The organism is Echinicola marina, assembly GCF_020463795.1.
Taxonomy (GTDB): Bacteria; Bacteroidota; Bacteroidia; order Cytophagales; family Cyclobacteriaceae; genus Echinicola; species Echinicola marina.
Genome location: NZ_CP080025.1, coordinates 2,212,605 through 2,230,247 on the forward strand (window position 1 = coordinate 2,212,605; position 17,643 = coordinate 2,230,247).

General features: G+C 41.4%; 15 protein-coding genes. 9 read left to right on the forward strand and 6 right to left on the reverse strand.

Annotation, left to right across the window (positions count from 1 at the left end; translation table 11 throughout):
• Positions 1–16 precede the first annotated feature (16 nt).
• The 4 genes from KZP23_RS09315 to panB all read left to right on the forward strand — a co-directional run bounded on the left by KZP23_RS09315 (position 17) and on the right by panB (position 3,668).
• Complete coding sequence (locus tag KZP23_RS09315) at positions 17–1,267, forward strand: 3-deoxy-D-manno-octulosonic acid transferase (protein ID WP_226335974.1); 1,251 nt, start codon at positions 17–19, stop codon at positions 1,265–1,267.
• A complete protein-coding gene (gene rsgA / locus KZP23_RS09320) occupies positions 1,264–2,193 on the forward strand; it encodes a ribosome small subunit-dependent GTPase A (RefSeq protein WP_226335975.1) in 930 nt (309 codons plus the stop codon). Before KZP23_RS09315 ends, rsgA begins: the two co-directional genes overlap by 4 nt.
• A gap of 140 nt (positions 2,194–2,333) precedes the next feature.
• Positions 2,334–2,837: a phosphoribosyltransferase family protein gene (locus KZP23_RS09325; protein WP_226335976.1), complete on the forward strand. Its 504-nt coding sequence runs from the start codon at positions 2,334–2,336 to the stop codon at positions 2,835–2,837.
• 9 nt (positions 2,838–2,846) lie between these two features.
• Positions 2,847–3,668 (forward strand): 3-methyl-2-oxobutanoate hydroxymethyltransferase, encoded by an 822-nt coding sequence (gene panB, locus KZP23_RS09330; RefSeq protein WP_226335977.1) that lies wholly within the window; start codon positions 2,847–2,849, stop codon positions 3,666–3,668.
• Between the two features lie 53 nt (positions 3,669–3,721).
• On the opposite strand, the gene KZP23_RS09335 is transcribed toward panB, so the two are convergent.
• Positions 3,722–4,813: a 6-bladed beta-propeller gene (locus tag KZP23_RS09335; protein WP_226335978.1), complete on the reverse strand. Its 1,092-nt coding sequence runs from the start codon at positions 4,811–4,813 to the stop codon at positions 3,722–3,724.
• Between the two features lie 320 nt (positions 4,814–5,133).
• Between KZP23_RS09335 and KZP23_RS09340 the strand changes: the two genes are divergently transcribed.
• Positions 5,134–7,377, forward strand: coding sequence for an NADP-dependent isocitrate dehydrogenase (locus tag KZP23_RS09340; protein ID WP_226335979.1), 2,244 nt, complete (start codon positions 5,134–5,136; stop codon positions 7,375–7,377).
• Between the two features lie 225 nt (positions 7,378–7,602).
• Here the strand turns inward: KZP23_RS09340 and KZP23_RS09345 are convergent, their stop codons facing one another.
• From KZP23_RS09345 to KZP23_RS09365, 5 genes are all read right to left on the reverse strand, one after another.
• Positions 7,603–9,141 carry an IS1182 family transposase gene (locus KZP23_RS09345; RefSeq protein ID WP_226335980.1) on the reverse strand — a complete coding sequence of 513 codons (1,539 nt, stop codon included), beginning with the start codon at positions 9,139–9,141 and terminating at the stop codon, positions 7,603–7,605.
• Between the two features lie 170 nt (positions 9,142–9,311).
• Entirely contained in the window at positions 9,312–10,058 is a 747-nt protein-coding gene (locus KZP23_RS09350; protein ID WP_226335981.1) for a 3-keto-disaccharide hydrolase, read from the reverse strand.
• A gap of 45 nt (positions 10,059–10,103) precedes the next feature.
• A complete protein-coding gene (locus KZP23_RS09355; protein WP_226335982.1) occupies positions 10,104–10,526 on the reverse strand; it encodes a c-type cytochrome in 423 nt (140 codons plus the stop codon).
• Between the two features lie 29 nt (positions 10,527–10,555).
• Complete coding sequence (locus KZP23_RS09360; RefSeq protein WP_226335983.1) at positions 10,556–11,608, reverse strand: sugar phosphate isomerase/epimerase family protein; 1,053 nt, start codon at positions 11,606–11,608, stop codon at positions 10,556–10,558.
• Positions 11,609–11,756: 148 nt separating this feature from the next.
• Positions 11,757–12,923 carry a Gfo/Idh/MocA family protein gene (locus KZP23_RS09365; protein ID WP_226335984.1) on the reverse strand — a complete coding sequence of 389 codons (1,167 nt, stop codon included), beginning with the start codon at positions 12,921–12,923 and terminating at the stop codon, positions 11,757–11,759.
• Positions 12,924–13,198: 275 nt separating this feature from the next.
• Between KZP23_RS09365 and KZP23_RS09370 the strand changes: the two genes are divergently transcribed.
• The 4 genes from KZP23_RS09370 to KZP23_RS09385 are packed head-to-tail and all read left to right on the forward strand — an operon-like array spanning position 13,199 to position 17,589.
• Positions 13,199–14,431: a nucleoside permease gene (locus KZP23_RS09370; protein WP_226335985.1), complete on the forward strand. Its 1,233-nt coding sequence runs from the start codon at positions 13,199–13,201 to the stop codon at positions 14,429–14,431.
• Between the two features lie 14 nt (positions 14,432–14,445).
• Positions 14,446–15,312 carry a hydroxypyruvate isomerase family protein gene (locus KZP23_RS09375; RefSeq protein WP_226335986.1) on the forward strand — a complete coding sequence of 289 codons (867 nt, stop codon included), beginning with the start codon at positions 14,446–14,448 and terminating at the stop codon, positions 15,310–15,312.
• A gap of 28 nt (positions 15,313–15,340) precedes the next feature.
• On the forward strand, positions 15,341–17,020 hold the full coding sequence (locus tag KZP23_RS09380) for a GMC oxidoreductase (RefSeq protein ID WP_226335987.1): 1,680 nt from the start codon (positions 15,341–15,343) through the stop codon (positions 17,018–17,020).
• A gap of 17 nt (positions 17,021–17,037) precedes the next feature.
• On the forward strand, positions 17,038–17,589 hold the full coding sequence (locus tag KZP23_RS09385) for a gluconate 2-dehydrogenase subunit 3 family protein (protein WP_226335988.1): 552 nt from the start codon (positions 17,038–17,040) through the stop codon (positions 17,587–17,589).
• The last annotated feature ends 54 nt before the right edge of the window (positions 17,590–17,643 follow it).

Consider the following 17,643-nt stretch of genomic DNA (forward strand, 5'->3'; position numbering starts at 1 on the left):
CTTGTTAATTTTGGGCATGAAGGTGTTATATGATTTTTCTGTTTGGGCGATGTCGGGAATGTTACAACTGACTAAAAGTGGAGATTCCAAGTTGGCCAGATTAGTAAAAGGAAGGGAAGGCGTTTTCAATCAACTCAAATCTTTTAGGGCTGGGTTTTCAGGTAAGTTAGTATGGTTTCATGTAGCATCTTTGGGTGAGTATGAGCAAGCTAAGCCTGTCATAGCCGCTTTCAAAGAGGCATGTGCGGATAAGGCCATCTTGGTGACTTTTTTTAGTCCAAGTGGCTATGATAATGTGATAAAAAAAGTTCAGCCCAATGTAGATTTGATTACCTATTTACCCTTTGATACTCATTCCAATGTCCAACAGTTTTTGGACATTGTAGCACCTGAGTTGATTTTCTTTGTGAAATACGATTTATGGGCGAATTATATTTTAGCGGCTAAAAAGCGCGGGATTCCACTGATTTTATTTTCGGCTTCCATGAGGAAGGAGCAAATTTATTTTCAATCTTATGGTGGTTTTTTTAGGAAGGTTTTAAAGTCTTTTGACCATATTTTTACCCAAAATCAGCAAACTGTAGATTTGCTGAGAAAGTTTGGTGTAGAGCAGGTTTCCATTGCCGGGGATACACGCTATGATAATGTTCAGGCGATCTGTGAACATCCAAAAGTTTTTCCGGAAGTGGAAAGTTTTGTTGATGGAGCACCGGTTATTGTAGTGGGAAGTGCTTGGCAAGAAGATATGGATTTGATTATCCCATTTATCAATAAGCATGATCAGTATAAATATATCATTGCCCCACATGATATAGATGAATCGATGATTCAAGCATGGTCTAAGGCGATAAATAAATCAAGCATTAAGTATTCAGCGCTTAAAGAAGCTGTTCGCCATGATAAACAAGAAGTATTGTTTATAGACAATGTGGGGATGCTGTCTTCTCTGTATCAATTTGCACATATTGCTTATGTGGGAGGTGCTTTTGGTAGGGGCTTGCACAATATTTTGGAACCTTTGGCTTTCAGGGTTCCAGTACTTTTTGGGAAGTTGAAAAGGGTTAGCAAGTTTCCTGAAGCAGTAATCAGTCAGGGAGCAGGCTGTGGTTTTGAAGTGGAGGATGCGGCTGCTTTTGAGAAAATAATAGTAGCTTTGGAAGTGCCTAATGTGTATAAGAAAACTGCAGAGTCAGCAGATATTTTGGTGAGGAAAAATCTGGGAAGTGCCCAGAAAATCATCGATGGTGTGAAAAGAATCATACAATGAACAATAAAGGAAGGGTAATTCGGTCTACGGGAAGTTGGTATACCGTGGCGCTGGATGGTGAATATATTCAGGCCAGGTTAAGGGGGAAATTCAAACAAAATGATTTGAAGTTGACCAATCCAATAGCTGTGGGGGATTATGTTTCTTTGACTAGGGAAGAAAATCAGGAAACGGCAATAATTTCTGAAATACTGCCGCGTGAAAATTATATCATCAGGAAATCTACCAGAAAGACCAATTTCTCCCATATTCTGGCTTCCAATATCGATCAAGCGTTTTTAGTGGTAACATTGAGGCAGCCCCGGACTTCTTTGGGGTTTATTGACCGGTTTATTGTCAGTACAGAAAGTTTCAGGATTCCTACGACCATTGTGGTCAATAAAATGGATTTGGTTTCTAAGTCAAAGGATCAAGCTTTTTTACAAGATATCCATGAAATATATGAGCCATTAGGATACCCTGTGTTGGAGATTTCCGCTTTAAAAGATGAGGAACTGCAAAGGGATTTTTTTGACAAACTTCAGGGGAAAACCACCTTGCTTTCCGGTCACTCCGGGGTAGGTAAATCCACCTTATTGAACAGATTGATTCCGGATGCACAGCAGTCTACAAAGGAAATTTCTAATTTTACCTCAAAAGGTGTTCATACCACCACCTTTGCTGAAATGTTTCCGGTAAAAGGGGGCGGGTATCTCATTGATACTCCGGGTATCAAGGAATTTGGGATATTGGACATAGATGAAGTGGAGCTCTCCCATTATTTTGTGGAAATGAGAAAATACCTTGGACAATGCAAGTATAACAACTGCAAGCACCTTACTGAACCAGGCTGTAAGGTGTTGGAAGTATTGGAAGAAGGGTATATCCATCCATACCGTTATGATAGTTACGTGAAAATCATGCATGAGGAAGATTCTCATCGCTGATAAATATAAAATTTAGTTCAGTGGTAAAATACGTTTAATTTGGATTGATGTGATCGGCAGAGATTTTATCATATTCAAATCTTTGAATCCATTGGCATTTGAGCTAATTTTCAGCTTTCAAACAGTTTGAAGGAACAAACATGAGCGAAATCAAGACATTGGTATTGAACCACAAGCAGATCCAGCAGAAAATCACCAGGATTGCTTTTGAGATATATGAGAGAAATGTAGGGGAAGAAGAGATTATTTTTGCAGGTATATCCGGAATGGGCTATGTATTTGCAGGGGTATTAGCTGATAAGGTGAAAGAGATTTCTTCTATTGAGGTGAAGAAGATGATGATTACCATTGATAAATTTACCAAAGTGCAGCCTCCAGTGCAGCTGTCAGAAGAACTTGATTTTAAAAACAAGTGCCTGATTGTAGTAGATGATGTGCTTAATTCAGCGAGAACTTTGACCTATGCCATTGATCCGTTTTTGAAATATGAGGTCAAGAAAATAGAAGTGGCGGTTTTGGTGAATAGAAGTCACAAGCTTTTTCCTATTGCTGCTGATTATACTGGTTATGAGTTAGCTACCACGCTTAGCGAAAATATTGTTGTGAACCTTTCCGAGGAAGGCTCGACTGTTTATTTACAATAACCCACTGCTATGTCTGTCCATCAATCTTCGAATATTAAGAGAATAACTACTCATGTGCTGCAGGAAATGAAAAATCGTGGAGAGAAAATTTCCATGTTGACAGCATATGATTTTTCCATGGCAGGAATTTTAGATGCTGCGGGAATAGATATTATTTTAGTGGGCGATTCCGCCTCCAATGTAATGGCGGGGCATGAAACTACCCTTCCGATCACACTTGATCAGATGATTTACCATGCTTCTTCGGTGGTAAGGGCTGTTAAGCGCTCATTTGTGGTGGTGGACATTCCTTTTGGCTCCTACCAGGGCAATTCTTCTGAGGCCCTTAGGTCGACCATTCGCATCATGAAGGAGTCTGGAGCCCATGCTATAAAGGTAGAGGGAGGGGCTGAAATAAAAGAGTCGGTGGTGAGGATTTTAAGTGCTGGAGTACCTGTGATGGGGCATCTGGGACTTACCCCACAGTCTATTTATAAATTTGGGACTTATACGGTGCGTGCTAAAGAGGAGGAGGAAGCCGAAAAGCTGATTTCTGATGCCAAGGTTTTAGAGGAATGCGGTTGCTTTGCCATAGTATTGGAGAAAATTCCTGCGGCTTTGGCCAAGCGAGTAGCGGAGACCGTTTCCATTCCTGTGATCGGTATAGGAGCTGGTCCACATGTGGATGGGCAGGTATTGGTCGTGCATGATATGTTGGGGATCACCCAAGAGTTTAAGCCGCGTTTTCTTAGGCAGTATGCCGATTTGCGAGGAATCATGACTGAGGCTGTTGAGGGCTATATTAAAGATGTCAAATCCAATGATTTTCCGAATGAGAAGGAAAGTTATTGATATTGTAATATATGAATGGTCCAGGAATTTGTTTTTGGACCATTTTTTTATGCTTACTTTTTAAATGTTGCTATAAATACCACTGGGTTTATTTCGTCCTTGGAATTAAATAATCGTTCTTTCTCTGGTATTTTATTTCGATTAAGTTGATAGAATCTTTGAAGTTCGTCTGCAGTATGGTAATACCATGCAAAATTTTCATTTGCTCCTGCAAAATTGACCGTTGATGGGGAAGGGAATAAATCGTTCTGTAATTCTTTAAGTAGATAACCCTTTTGGTGTTTCCAGTCGATTAATAGAAATCGCTGGGCGAAGCGGTACCTTATATTAAAGAGTAGTTCATTAGAGGGTAGTTCAATGCCGTTTCTCAAGTTGGAGTACCCTTGGAATGAATTAAAGGAGTTTAACCTTTCCAAAGGATTATCCAATTTTCCATATTTTTCAATTGGATAAAATTGACCATGAAAATCTAGGTGTCTAGTTTTTATTTTATTTTTCTCAATCAAATATAGGGTGTCAATAAATGGATGGTAGTGGATCAATTTTCTGTCATTTTTTATGAAATAATCTTCATCAGATAGGTGTGGTCTCACCGAGCCGTTAGTTATCCATTTGGACAGTGTTTTTCCATTTTTATTTAATATATAGATTGTTTCTCCATTGGAATTATTAAGATAAGCAATGATCCTTTTGCCTTGAATACTTATGCCCTCAAATGGTTGTGAGATTGAGATAGCACCAATGTCTTTCAAGAATGGATCAAACAGAAAAAGCTTTTTCTGGTAAGTGTCTAAGGCATAGATGGTGTCTTTATGGAAGGCTAAATCATTTATATAGCTACCTTCTAAAATTCCTTCTCCAAAATCACTTTTAGTGGCGATGAGTTTGCCAGTTGTTATATCGAAAATTTTAATTGTTTTCGTCATGTCAAAATCCAATATAATGATTGATTTCTCTGTGACGATAAGTCTGTCGATGTTACCCAGAATAGAACGGTCATCAAGTTTTATAGGTCTGATATCGTTAAATATTTTACTAAATGGATAGCTGACATCTGTTTGCTGTATAGGTATGCTTTTGTGAGTGACATGTGACTCGCAGGATAGTAAGTGACAGATTAACAGAGCTAAAAGTAAATGTCTCATAATTAAAATGTTTATCGTAATATAACTAAATATTTAATAGTTTAAAATATTATTTATCTTTAGTTGGAAGAGGATTATTGAGGAATAGAAGTGGAATATCCAATAAATCGAAATGAAGTTTTGTTAATACTTTCAGGCAGCTTCTATGGGATAGTCTTAAGCGGGTTCATATTCGCTGTCAAACCTTTGAAAACGCGATATTTTGCGTAATTTAGCGGCAAATTCGAGTGCTCAGGCATTTAACCAAATTATTTAATAAATCATTACAATACATCAAAGCCAGTTTCGGACTGCGCATTGCTGTGTCAAATTTTAATAAAATGACCACTACAAAAACACCGAAGATCCTTTATACGCTGACCGATGAGGCGCCAGCTTTGGCAACCTATTCTTTGTTGCCGATTATCAAATCTTTTACCGATTCAGCTGGTGTGGCAGTGGAAACAAGGGATATATCATTGTCGGGAAGAATCATTGCTAATTTTCCGGAGTTTTTGAAGGAAGAGCAGCGTATAGGTGATGCTTTGGCTGAATTGGGAGAAATTGCCAAGACTCCAGAAGCTAATATTGTAAAACTTCCCAACATCAGTGCCTCCATTCCTCAGCTAAAGGCTGCGATCAAGGAACTTCAGGCACAAGGGTATGCATTACCTGACTATCCTGATGAGCCAAAAACCGAAGAAGAAAAAGGTATCAAAGCCAAATACGATAAAATTAAAGGGAGTGCTGTAAACCCAGTATTGAGAGAAGGGAACTCTGATCGAAGAGCTCCTCAAGCAGTGAAGCAATACGCCAGAAACAATCCTCATAGTATGGGTACATGGAGTGCAGACTCTAAGTCACATGTGGCCAGTATGACCGAGGGGGATTTTTATGGTAGTGAGCTGTCCTTGACCATGCCAGCCGAAGGCACCATTAAAATCCAGTTGGAAGGAAAAGATGGAGAAGTAACCGTATTGAAGGAAGCGTTGAAACTTCAGGAAGGTGAGGTAATAGACGCTTCTGTAATGAGCGTGAAGAAATTGGCTGAATTCCTTGCAGAACAGAAAGAAGATGCGAAAAAGCAAGGGGTTTTGTTTTCACTTCACATGAAGGCAACTATGATGAAGGTTTCTGATCCTATCATCTTTGGTCATGCTGTTAAGGTGTTCTTCGCTCCAGTATTTGAAAAGCATGCTGAAACCATCGAAGAGGTTGGTGTAGATGTGAACAATGGTTTTGGAGACTTGATCAGTGCCTTGGATAAACTTCCTGCCGAAAAACGTCAAGAAATCGAATCGGATATTGAGGCTTGTTATGCCGAGGGACCTGATTTAGCCATGGTGAATTCTCATAAAGGTATCACCAACCTTCATGTGCCAAGTGATGTGATCATCGATGCTTCTATGCCAGCTATGATCAGGACTTCTGGTCAAATGTGGAATAAAAATGATGCTTTGCAGGATACAAAAGCAATTATTCCAGACCGTTCTTATGCAGGTGTTTATCATGAGACCATTGACTTTTGTAAGAAAAATGGTGCTTTTGATCCAACTACTATGGGAAGTGTGCCTAATGTAGGTTTGATGGCCCAGAAAGCTGAGGAATATGGCTCTCATGATAAGACTTTTGAAATTCCTGCGGAAGGTACTGTAAAAGTACTTAATGCTGCTGGGGAGACCTTGATGGAGCATGCTGTAGAAAAAGGTGATATCTGGAGAATGTGCCAGACCAAAGATGCCCCAATCCAGGACTGGGTGAAATTGGCAGTGAATCGCGCAAGAGCTACAGGTGTACCTGCTATTTTCTGGTTGGACAGCAATAGGGCGCATGATGCTGAGTTGATCAAAAAAGTAAATAAATACCTTCCTGAGCACAATACTGAGGGACTGGAAATCAAAATTCTCTCTCCTGTGGAGGCGACTCGTTTCTCTTTGGAAAGAATCAAAGAAGGAAAAGATACCATTTCTGTAACCGGAAATGTTCTTAGGGATTATTTGACTGATTTGTTCCCTATTTTGGAATTGGGTACCAGTGCCAAAATGCTTTCTATCGTTCCTTTGATGAATGGTGGAGGTTTGTTTGAGACCGGTGCTGGAGGTTCTGCTCCTAAGCATGTTCAGCAGTTTGTGGAGGAAGGTCACTTGAGATGGGATTCTTTGGGTGAGTTCTTGGCATTGGCTGTTTCCTTGGAGCATCTTGGAAATACCTTCAATAATGATAGGGCCATTGTTCTTGGAAAGACTTTGGATGAAGCCACCACTAAGTTCTTGTTAAATGGTAAATCTCCTTCTCGTAAGGTGAATGAGTTAGACAATCGAGGTAGTCATTTCTATTTGGCTTTATACTGGGCAGAAGCATTGGCTGCACAGGACCAAGATGCTGCCTTGAAAGAGGTTTTCGCTAAGATAGCTAAAGCTATGGAGGAGAAAGAAGAAGTGATCATTGCAGAGCTAAATGGTGCACAAGGAAGTCCTGTTGATATCGGAGGTTATTATAAGCCAAATGAAGAAAAGACTTCAAGTGCTATGAGACCAAGTAAAACCTTAAATGGTATCTTGGAGCTGGTAGCAGCAAGTGTTTAAGATATGACTAGTTGACGAGTCATAAATAGTAAAAGGAGCTGTCTCAAAACAAGAGTTAAAAAAGTGGGACAGTCGATTTTAGCCAATAGAGGCCGATTTTCATTAATCGGCCTCTATTTTTTTTGACTTACGGTCAATTCAGCTCTAGGTTCTTTGTTCTGAAGCGACAGTTTAAACTTGGGGGATCAGAGGGTTTTTGAACTTAAAAACGGCGTCAGCTCCTTCTTACCCGGCCATTTTTGCCAGGTTGTGGGCGATGGCAATCAATCCGGTTTCAATTGCTACTTTTTCGGCTCCTCTTAACATAAACCTTGCCCTCCCTTTGTTGTGTTTGAAGTCTGCAAATACCGGTTCCACATCGGTGGCCCGTTGCCTTCGTTTCTGGACTCCCTGCTCAGAGGTGAGTCGTTGTTTTGCCCTTGTCTTCTGTTGCTGTAACCTGGTGTTTACCCTGAGGGTTTTGTTACCGGCCCCTGGTCTACAACTAGCAGCCAGTGGGCACCCCTGGCAATTTTTGGCTGCATAGTGCCGGTAATGCTGGACAAAACCGGTCGAGGTTTTTCCGGTACTTTCCCCACTGGGTTTCATCGCCTGTCCCATCGGACAGATGTAGTGATCTTTCTGTGGATCGTAATACAGGTTTTCCAGCAAGCCATGGACTTTCTTTGATTTGGATTCCTGACGGAGTTCTTTGTGGAAGGTGTTGTACTTGACGTAAGCTTCGATCCGGTTCTGCTCCAGAAAGCAATAGTTCTCTTCACTTCCGTATCCAGCATCTGCTGTACAACAGGAAGGGTAGAATCCGTAATGCTGATGGTACTGCTGTAGATGAGGCTTCAGGGTTAAGGTATCATTGGGATTGGGATGCAGGGAATAGTTGACCACGAACCGTCCATGGGTGCTGAGTTGAAGGTTGTAGGCAGGTTTGAGCTGGCCATTTCTCATATGGTCTTCCTTCATCCGCATGAACGTGGCATCCGGATCGGTTTTGGAATAACTGTTCCGTCCAGCCAGTACTTCCTCTTTCTGGGCATATTCTTCCAGTTTGGCAGGCCAGTTCTTTTGGGCATAACCCAACTTCTGTTTCACCTTCTTGTCAACGGCTTTCCCTTCCAGCGCCTGATTGATCTTTTCGATGGTTCGGGAAACTTTCTCTGCACTCGGATTCACAAAGTCGGGTTCTTCTGTCCCCAACTCAGCGGAGGCTACCGAACCGGCATAGTTCCAAAGTTCCTGAAGCTGGGAGCTGATCCGTTCCTTGCTCTTTTTAATCGCCTTGCCCCAGACAAAGGTGTAGCGGTTGGCATTGGCTTCTATCTTGGTCCCATCGGTGTACACTTCTTTGATGTCCAAAAGTCCTTCTTCATGCAGCAACAGCACCACTTGGGCAAAAATATCACCAATCACATCTCGGAGACGTTCTGAACGGAACCGATTGATTGTATGGTGATCGGGACGCTGCATTCCGGCAAGCCACATGAACACAATATTCTCCCGGACCGCTTTTTCAAGCTTGCGGGAAGAATAACAGTTCTCTAAATATCCATAAACCAGCACCTTTAACAACAGCTTGGGATGATAACTGCTAGATCCGTTCTCTGAGTATCGACCATACACCTCGCTCAGATCTATCCGCTCAATGATCTGGTGAACTACACGGCCTGGATGATGGACGGGAATCAATTCCTCCAAACTGGGAGGAAGAAACATCAGTTGGTTGGGATTGTAGTCTTTAAAAGCTACATTTAAGTCTTGTTTTTGCACACCTCAAAATAACATTTTTGAGTTAAACAAGAAAGGCTAGCCGAGAAATCGACTAGCCTTTTAAACTATCTACTTTTGAGACAGCCTCTTTTTAAATGATCAGAAAATAGACAAGGGAAATAAAAAAAGCCGGCAAATGCCAGTTTTTCATAGTTTATCGATCTTAATTATTACAACTCTTTGATCATGATGTTTTTAAAGAAAACATTGTTCCCGTGATCTTGGAGGGCGATTTTGCCTTTTTTGTAAATACCAAAATGTTCTGCGTTTTTGAATTTGCTTCCCGCGATAAGCGCTTTCCAGCTGTCATCCCACATGGTGGTTTCTACGGTAGTTACACCATTCAGTTTGAAGGTCAGTTTGCCGTCATTGACAATAATTTCAGTGGTATTCCAGTCGCCTACTGGATTGGAAGCTTCTTCAGTTGCCTGGATCATGTCGTATAGATCTCCTGTGCGGTGTTTTAGGTTTTTGCCGTCAGGGTGGCCTTCATCATCCAATAACTGGTATTCAGGTCCTGTTACATAAGGATGTCTGAATTGCTCCTCTTCATGGACCATAAACATGATTCCGGAGTTGCCATTATCAGAAATTTTCCATTCCAGTTTAAGATGGAAATTGCTGTATTCGTCTTTGGTTACAAGGTCTCCTCTGCCTTCCTTTTCAGAAGAGTCTAGGTATAAGACACCATCTTTTGTTTTCCAGGCTGAACCTAGGGTTTCTTTATTATAAGTTTTCCAGCTGTCCGTATTGGAGCCATCAAAGAGAACGATCCAGTCACCTTCTCTTTTATCTGATGTACTTTCTGCTTTAACTTCCTCTTCTGAGGTGGAAGTGTTTTCGTTATGCTGACCAGATCCACATGCGGTAGTGGCCAGCATAACAAGGGCTGATAGGGATAATAAGGTTTTTTTCATAGGGATAATGATAAAAAAGAGGGCACTAAGCCCTCTTCATTGGGTTTATTTTTTTAATAATAAAATGTATTTCACCATTTTTTTTGCATCATCTTCGGACAGGCCGGGGTGAGCAGGCATTGGTACCTCACCCCAAACGCCAGAGTTTCCTTTGACTACGTGTTCGGCCAGGGTAGCAATATTTTCTTCAGTGTTTTCATACTTGGCTGCTACATCCTTATAAGAAGGGCCTACAATTTTTCGCTCAACCATATGACAGCTCATACAATCAGATCCTTTAACAAGCGTCTGTCCTTCAAGGTAGGCAGGATTGTCCTTGTACATTTCGTCAAAACTCATTTCCTTTTCAGGTGCAGTAGCAGCTGGAGTGGAAGTAGTTTCTGTTTTTGTGTCTGATCCACCTCCACATGCGTAGGCAAATCCTGCAAGAGCTATTGCGCCTGCGCTAGCTAATTTGCTGATATTCATTGATTCTATAGGTTTGATTTGGTATGTAATTAAATTCCTAATATTTTTTTGTTCAGCGCTTCATCTGTGCCGGCAGATGCAAAATCATCAAAGGTTTTTTCTGTTACTCTGATGATCTTTTCACTGATAAATTTAGCGCCTTCGATGGCACCGGCTTCAGGGTGCTTGATGGCGCATTCCCACTCAAGTACTGCCCATCCGTCAAAGTCGTACTGGGACAATTTACTGAAAATGGCATTAAAGTCGACTTGCCCATCTCCAAGGGAACGGAATCTGCCTGCCCTATTGATCCAACTTTGATAACCTCCGTAGACGCCTTGTTTTCCGGTTGGGTTGAATTCAGCATCCTTGACATGGAACATTTTGATTCTGTCATGATAGAAGTCAATGAATTCCACATAATCCAAGCATTGCAAAAGGAAGTGACTTGGATCGTAAAGGATATTTGCTCTTGGATGGTGATTTACTTTTTCAAGGAACATTTCGAAAGTCACTCCATCATGCAAATCTTCTCCGGGATGCAATTCATAGCATAAATCTACACCATTTTTATCAAATTCATCCAATATTGGTAACCACCTTTTTGCCAGTTCTTCAAAACCAGCCTCTACCAGTCCTGCAGGTCGTTGCGGCCAAGGGTAAACGGTGTGCCACATAAGTGCACCGCTAAAAGTGGCATGGGCTGTGAGTCCAAGGTTTTTGGATGCTCTGGCAGCATACATTAGTTGCTGACTTGCCCAGGCAGATTTACCGGCTAGGTCTCCCTTTAGTTCTTCAGGAGCAAAAGCATCAAATAATTCATTATAAGCGGGGTTGACTGCTACCAGTTGTCCCTGTAAGTGTGTACTCAGTTCTGAAATCTCTAGTCCCGCATTTTCAACAGTACTCTTGATCTCATCAGCGTAGGCCTGGTCCTCAGCAGCCTTTTGCAGATCAATAAACCTGCTATCCCAACTAGGGATTTGTATGGCTTTGTATCCAATACTGCTGGCCCACTCGCTGATACTTTTTAGGCTGTTAAATGGGGCGTTATCATCTGCAAACTGTGCTATAAATAAGGCAGGGCCTTTGATGGTTTTCATACGGTAGGTATTTATAAGTTTATATCATTAATCGTTTTAGCAAATGTCGTTCCTGCAAATTAAGTTCTTTAGAAGTATTTTTTAGCATTTCTGAAGCATTTTGTCTTCAAAAGACTAAATGCTTCATCACAGGATTTTGTCCAAAACATTATAATTCAAATTTAGTCCATTTTTGCTCGGATTGTCCACTTTTGACTACATGCTCTATAAAAGCCATTCCTCTTAGACCATCTTCGGTTCCAGGAAAGTCAAGCCATTCTTTTTCAGGTATCTGTCCATTGGATTGGGCCAGAAGCGTCCTAGCGAAATTTCTGTAATGGTTGGCAAATGCTTCAAGGTATCCTTCTGGGTGTCCTGCAGGAGTTCTGCTATTGGCCAAAGCATAGGAGGAAAGATAGCTATTATTGGCTCCTGCGCGATATATTTGGTCAGGCTGCTCGGGGTGTCTAATGATGAGGCTATTGGCATCCTCTTGCTGCCATTCCAGACCTGCCTTGTCACCGTATATTCTGATTTTGAGGTTGTTTTCTGCTCCTGTTGCGATCTGGCTTGCCATTAGTACGCCAGAAGCGCCATTGTCAAATTTGAGTAATACTATTCCATCATCATCCAAGACCCGTCCCGGAAGGGTGGTGTTTAAATCTGCACAAAGCTTGTCCAGTTTAAGTCCACTTACATATTCCGCTAAGTTCATGGCATGGGTACCAATGTCTCCCATACATCCTGCTACTCCACTTCTCTTGGGGTCAGTTCTCCAGCCAGCCTGTTTGTTTTCTTCTTCCGAGAAGTCTTTCCATAACCAGCCCTGAGGGTATTCTACATACACCTTTCTGATATTTCCCAAGGTGCCATTAGCTACTAATTGTCGGGCTTCTTTTACCATGGGGTATCCCGTATAAGTATGGGTCAGGCAAAATAGCAATCCTGTTTCTTCGATCACCTTATTTAACTCCTTGGCCTCTTCGTAAGTCAGGGTCATTGGTTTATCAAGGACCACATGGAAACCGTTTTTCAGTGCTTTTATGCTTGGATCGAAATGGACATGATTAGGGGTGACAATACTGACGAAGTCGATTCTTTGGTCTTCAGGGAGTTGTTTCTCCTTTTCGAACATTTCATCATAGGATTGGTAAATTCTATGGCTTTCCAAGCAAAGTTCTGCTCCTGCTTGGGCAGATTTTTCAGCATTGCTACTAAAAGCTCCTGCTACCAATTCTATTTTACCATCCATATTTGCAGCTATGCGGTGGACTGCTCCAATAAAGGAACCGGGGCCCCCGCCGATCATGCCCATACGAAGTTTGCGTTGATCCATTTTTGTTTTATTGATTATATGTTGGGATTAATTTTCATTAATTAAGTATTAATTCGTCTAATTTTTAGTCTTTTTACAGACAAAAGTGACCAAAAGCAATATAGTATTACGAGTGGTTGTGTTTTTAAGGAATAGATAATTTATACTTACGTCCTTGAGATACAAAAACTAAAATTAAATGAAAAACGCTAAAATTTAAATTAATATTTAAGTAGTTTGGCTTTTCATTTTAATGATGAAATTTTAACAACAATCAAAAACCCGTATTAAACCTTATGAATTTTACCACCAAGTTTAAGCTGTCCTTCATGATGTTTCTTGAATTTTTCATCTGGGGCGGTTGGTTTGTAACTTTGGGATTGTTCCTAGAGAAGAACCTTAGCACAACGGGGGCGCAAAGTGCTGCGGCATTTTCCACCCAGTCATTTGGAGCCATTATCGCTCCTTTTATTATAGGCTTAATTGCCGATAAATACTTTAACGCAGAGCGAATTTTGGGAGTGTTGCACATCATCGGAGCGGTCTTGATGTTCCAGATGTACAATGCCGAAGATTTTTCCACGTTTTACCCATATGTGTTTGCCTATATGGTAGCCTATATGCCGACCTTGGCATTGGTCAATTCGGTTTCCTTCAACCAGATGAGCAATCCTGAAAAAGAATTTGGATCCATCAGGGTTTGGGGTACCATTGGCTGGATTGTAGCAGGATTGGTGATCAGTTTGGTGTTCGGTTGGGATTCAGCCGAAGGAGCAGGCCAAGGCTTGCTAAGGAATACCTTCTTGATGACTTGCATTGCTTCTGGTGTTTTGGGTATTTATAGCTTTGCCCTTCCAAAAACACCGCCTAAAATCTCTAAGGGAGAGAAAAAGTCTGTTTCAGAGATATTGGGATTGGATGCCTTTGCCTTACTCAAGGATAAGAACTACTTGATATTTTTCCTTGCTTCGATCATGATTTGTATTCCGTTGGCCTTTTATTATCAGAATGCCAGTTTGTTTTTGGGAGAGATTGAAATGACGAATTTAACAAGTAAAATGGCTCTGGGTCAGGTGAGTGAGGTGCTGTTTATGTTGCTTCTGCCAGTTTTCTTTAGTAAGTTCGGAATCAAGAAAACCTTATTGGTGGGGATGATTGCCTGGGTTGTCCGGTATGCATTATTTGCATTTGGCAATGTAAATGAGCTTTCATTCATGCTTTTGATAGGGATTGCTCTTCATGGAATTTGCTATGATTTTTTCTTTGTATCGGGTCAAATCTATACAGATTCCAAGGCGGGCGAGAAGTTCAAAAGTGCTGCTCAAGGTATGATTACTTTGGCTACTTATGGTGTAGGTATGTTGATTGGTTTCTGGGTAGCCGGAATGATCACCGATGCCAATACAGGTGCTGATGGATTGCACAATTGGGAAACTATTTGGTTGATTCCGTCTGGTATTGCGGTTTTGGTAGCTTTGATTTTTGCTTTGGCATTCAAAGAAAAGAAACCAGCACCAGTAACGGCATAATACAGGTCTAGAAAATGTCAGAGAGAAGATCCGCATTAAAGAAAATGATAATGGGCACTGCTGCGATAAGCGGCATGCCCTATTTGAATTTAAACGCAAAGAATAACCAAAAAATGCTTAAAGGGAATATCAACCATTCTGTTTGTAGATGGACTTATGGTCATTTATCCTTAGATGAATTATGTGTATTGATTAAGGATATTGGATTTAATGCAATAGACTTAATGGGACCAAAAGATTGGCCTATAGCCCAAAAACACGGGGTGTACAGTTCTATGTGTAATGGAGCTGAAATCAGTCTTGAGGAAGGTTTTAGTCATACTGAATTCCATGATGAGCTGATTAAGAATTATACTGAAATGATTCCTCTGGTAGCAAAAAATGGTTATAAAAATCTTATCTGTTTCAGCGGGAACAGAAACGGAATGGATGATGAGACTGGACTCCGGAACAGTGTGAAAGGCTTACAGCAATTATTGCCTTTGGCAGAAAAGCATGGAGTGACCTTGGTGATGGAATTATTGAACAGTAAGATTGATCACCCAGATTATATGTGTGATAAGAGTGTATGGGGCGTGGAATTGTGTAAGCGCCTTGATTCAGATAATTTTAAACTGCTTTATGATATTTATCATATGCAGATCGATGAGGGAGATGTGATCAGGACAATTGGAGAGAACCATCAGTATTATGGACATTACCATACAGCTGGTAATCCAGGAAGAAATGAAATAGATGATACCCAAGAGCTAAATTATCCTGCGATTATCAAGGCTATAGCTCAGACGGGTTTCAAAGGATATATTGCCCAAGAATTTATTCCAAAGGCAAAAGATAAGAACGCTTCCTTAAGGGAGGCCATAGCACTATGTGATATTTAACTTAAACCTATAAACCTTTAAATTTATTATGGCTAATCAAGAGTACGATGCAATCGTAGTGGGCTCTGGAATAAGTGGTGGCTGGGCCGCCAAGGAGCTTACTGAGAAAGGCTTGAAGGTTTTGCTGCTAGAAAGAGGGCAAAATGTAGAGCACATCAAAGACTATAAAAATGCCACCAAGGCACCTTGGGAAATCCCTCATAGGGGAAGAAGAACCACTGAGATGGTGGAAAATCACCCTAATTTGAAGCGGGACTATGTGCTCAATGAGCAGGTCCTTGATTGGTGGGCCCATGAGGATGATAGTCCTTATGTAGAAGAGAAGCCCTTTACTTGGTTCAGAGGATACCAAGTAGGAGGTCGTTCTTTGTTATGGGGGAGGCAAAGCTATCGCTGGTCTGATTTGGATTTTGAGGCCAATTTAAAAGAGGGGATTGCTGTTGATTGGCCGATAAGATATAAGGATATTGCTCCCTGGTATGATTATGTAGAAAAGCATGCCGGTATCGCAGGGAATAAGGATGGTTTGGATGTTTTGCCTGATGGGCAGTTTATGCCTCCAATGGCCATGAACTGCGTGGAGAAGGATGTAAAGGAGAGGCTCGAAAAAAGTTTCGAAGGAAGACGTCACCTGATCAATGCCCGTATTGCCAATATCACAGAACCCCTTCCCGGGAGACCGGGTTGCCAATACCGAAATAAGTGTTGGTTGGGATGTCCGTTTGGTGGATATTTTAGTACACAGTCTTCTACTTTGCCTGCGGCAATGGCTACTGGGAATTTGACCTTAAGGCCTTTTTCCATTGCCAACAGGGTGATCTATGACAAAGATGCCAAGAAAGCCACAGGGGTTGAGGTGATTGATGCTGAGACCATGGAGACTATCGAGTATAAGGCTAAGATAGTGTTCTTGTGTGCTTCTGCTTTTAATTCTACTCAAATACTAATGCGTTCTGCCACTGATATCTGGCCAGAAGGATTGGGTAGTAGTTCTGGTGAGCTCGGTCATAATGTGATGGACCACCACTTCAGGTTAGGAGCCAGTGGAAGGGTAGATGGCTATGATGATAAGTATTATTTTGGCAGAAGACCAGGAGGTGTTTATGTGCCAAGGTTCCGTAACGTGGGGGATGACAAGAGAGATTACGTTCGTGGATTTGGCTATCAGGGAGGAGCCAGTAGAAGTGGGTGGAGCCGTAATGTAGGAGAAATGAATATTGGCGGTCCGCTTAAGGAGGCCTTGACAGCGCCAGGACCATGGAGCATGGGGATGATGGCTTTTGGTGAGATTTTGCCATATCATGAAAATACCATTAAATTGAGTAAAGAAGTAAAGGATAAGTGGGGAATGTATGCCTTGGTGATGAATGCTGAAATCAAGGAAAATGAGGAGAAGATGAGGAAGGATATGATGAACGATGCCGCTGAAATGCTTGAGGCTGCAGGTGTTAAGGATGTCCATACTTATGATTCGGGTTACACCTTTGGTCAGGGAATCCATGAAATGGGCACTGCTAGGATGGGGAGAGATCCTAAGAGTTCGGTTTTGAATGGTAATAATCAAGTTTGGGATGCGAAAAATGTTTTTGTAACTGATGGTGCGGCAATGACTTCTGCATCTGCGGTGAATCCATCCTTGACGTATATGGCTCTGACGGCCAGAGCAGCGAGTTTTGCAGTGGAGGAATTAAAAAAAGGTAACCTATAATCTAACAAGACACGACTATGGCAATGAACAGAAGAGATGCATTAAAGAGTGTTGTCCTCATGATGGGAGGAACCATGGTGGGCGCTAATGCCATCCTGACAGGGTGTACACCGGAGAAGCAAATTGAAGGATTGGACTTTTCTCCGGAAGAGATCGCCTTTTTAGATGAAATAGGAGATACCATTATTCCAACTACAGATACCCCTGGTGCCAAGGCCACCGGAATAGGGGCGTTTATGGTGATGATGGTGAAGGATACCTATTGGGAAGAGGAGCAAAAGGAGTTTGTTGATGGTTTGAATGCCCTGAGGTCAGGTTTCAAAAGTGAAGTTGGTAAAGACTTCATGAAAGCAAGCCAAGAGGAAAGAACGGAATATTTGAACAAGCTTAATGCAACTGTAAATGATGAAAATGGTCCGAAGTATTTTAGAATGCTTAAGGATTTGACCGTGTTGGGCTATTTTAGTTCTGAAATTGGGGCAACGCAGGCATTGAATTATGTGGAGGTTCCTGGTAGATGGGAGCCATGTATAGACTATAAAAAAGGCGATAAAGCCTATGCGATTTAAATTTTGATATAAAGGGGGAAGTATTTTCCCCCTTTTTTAACCTATACCAACCCT

What these genes read in the sequence shown, in the direction of transcription:
- KZP23_RS09325 (WP_226335976.1), top strand. Translation starts at nt 2,334, where the DNA reads ATGAGCGAAATCAAGACATTGGTATTGAACCACAAGCAGATCCAGCAG.
- KZP23_RS09355 (WP_226335982.1), bottom strand. Translation starts at nt 10,526, where the DNA reads ATGAATATCAGCAAATTAGCTAGCGCAGGCGCAATAGCTCTTGCAGGA.
- KZP23_RS09365 (WP_226335984.1), bottom strand. Translation starts at nt 12,923, where the DNA reads ATGGATCAACGCAAACTTCGTATGGGCATGATCGGCGGGGGCCCCGGT.
- KZP23_RS09340 (WP_226335979.1), top strand. Translation starts at nt 5,134, where the DNA reads ATGACCACTACAAAAACACCGAAGATCCTTTATACGCTGACCGATGAG.
- KZP23_RS09375 (WP_226335986.1), top strand. Translation starts at nt 14,446, where the DNA reads ATGTCAGAGAGAAGATCCGCATTAAAGAAAATGATAATGGGCACTGCT.
- KZP23_RS09385 (WP_226335988.1), top strand. Translation starts at nt 17,038, where the DNA reads ATGGCAATGAACAGAAGAGATGCATTAAAGAGTGTTGTCCTCATGATG.
- KZP23_RS09370 (WP_226335985.1), top strand. Translation starts at nt 13,199, where the DNA reads ATGAATTTTACCACCAAGTTTAAGCTGTCCTTCATGATGTTTCTTGAA.
- KZP23_RS09380 (WP_226335987.1), top strand. Translation starts at nt 15,341, where the DNA reads ATGGCTAATCAAGAGTACGATGCAATCGTAGTGGGCTCTGGAATAAGT.
- KZP23_RS09360 (WP_226335983.1), bottom strand. Translation starts at nt 11,608, where the DNA reads ATGAAAACCATCAAAGGCCCTGCCTTATTTATAGCACAGTTTGCAGAT.
- KZP23_RS09350 (WP_226335981.1), bottom strand. Translation starts at nt 10,058, where the DNA reads ATGAAAAAAACCTTATTATCCCTATCAGCCCTTGTTATGCTGGCCACT.
- KZP23_RS09315 (WP_226335974.1), top strand. Translation starts at nt 17, where the DNA reads ATGAAGGTGTTATATGATTTTTCTGTTTGGGCGATGTCGGGAATGTTA.
- panB (WP_226335977.1), top strand. Translation starts at nt 2,847, where the DNA reads ATGTCTGTCCATCAATCTTCGAATATTAAGAGAATAACTACTCATGTG.
- KZP23_RS09335 (WP_226335978.1), bottom strand. Translation starts at nt 4,813, where the DNA reads ATGAGACATTTACTTTTAGCTCTGTTAATCTGTCACTTACTATCCTGC.
- rsgA (WP_226335975.1), top strand. Translation starts at nt 1,264, where the DNA reads ATGAACAATAAAGGAAGGGTAATTCGGTCTACGGGAAGTTGGTATACC.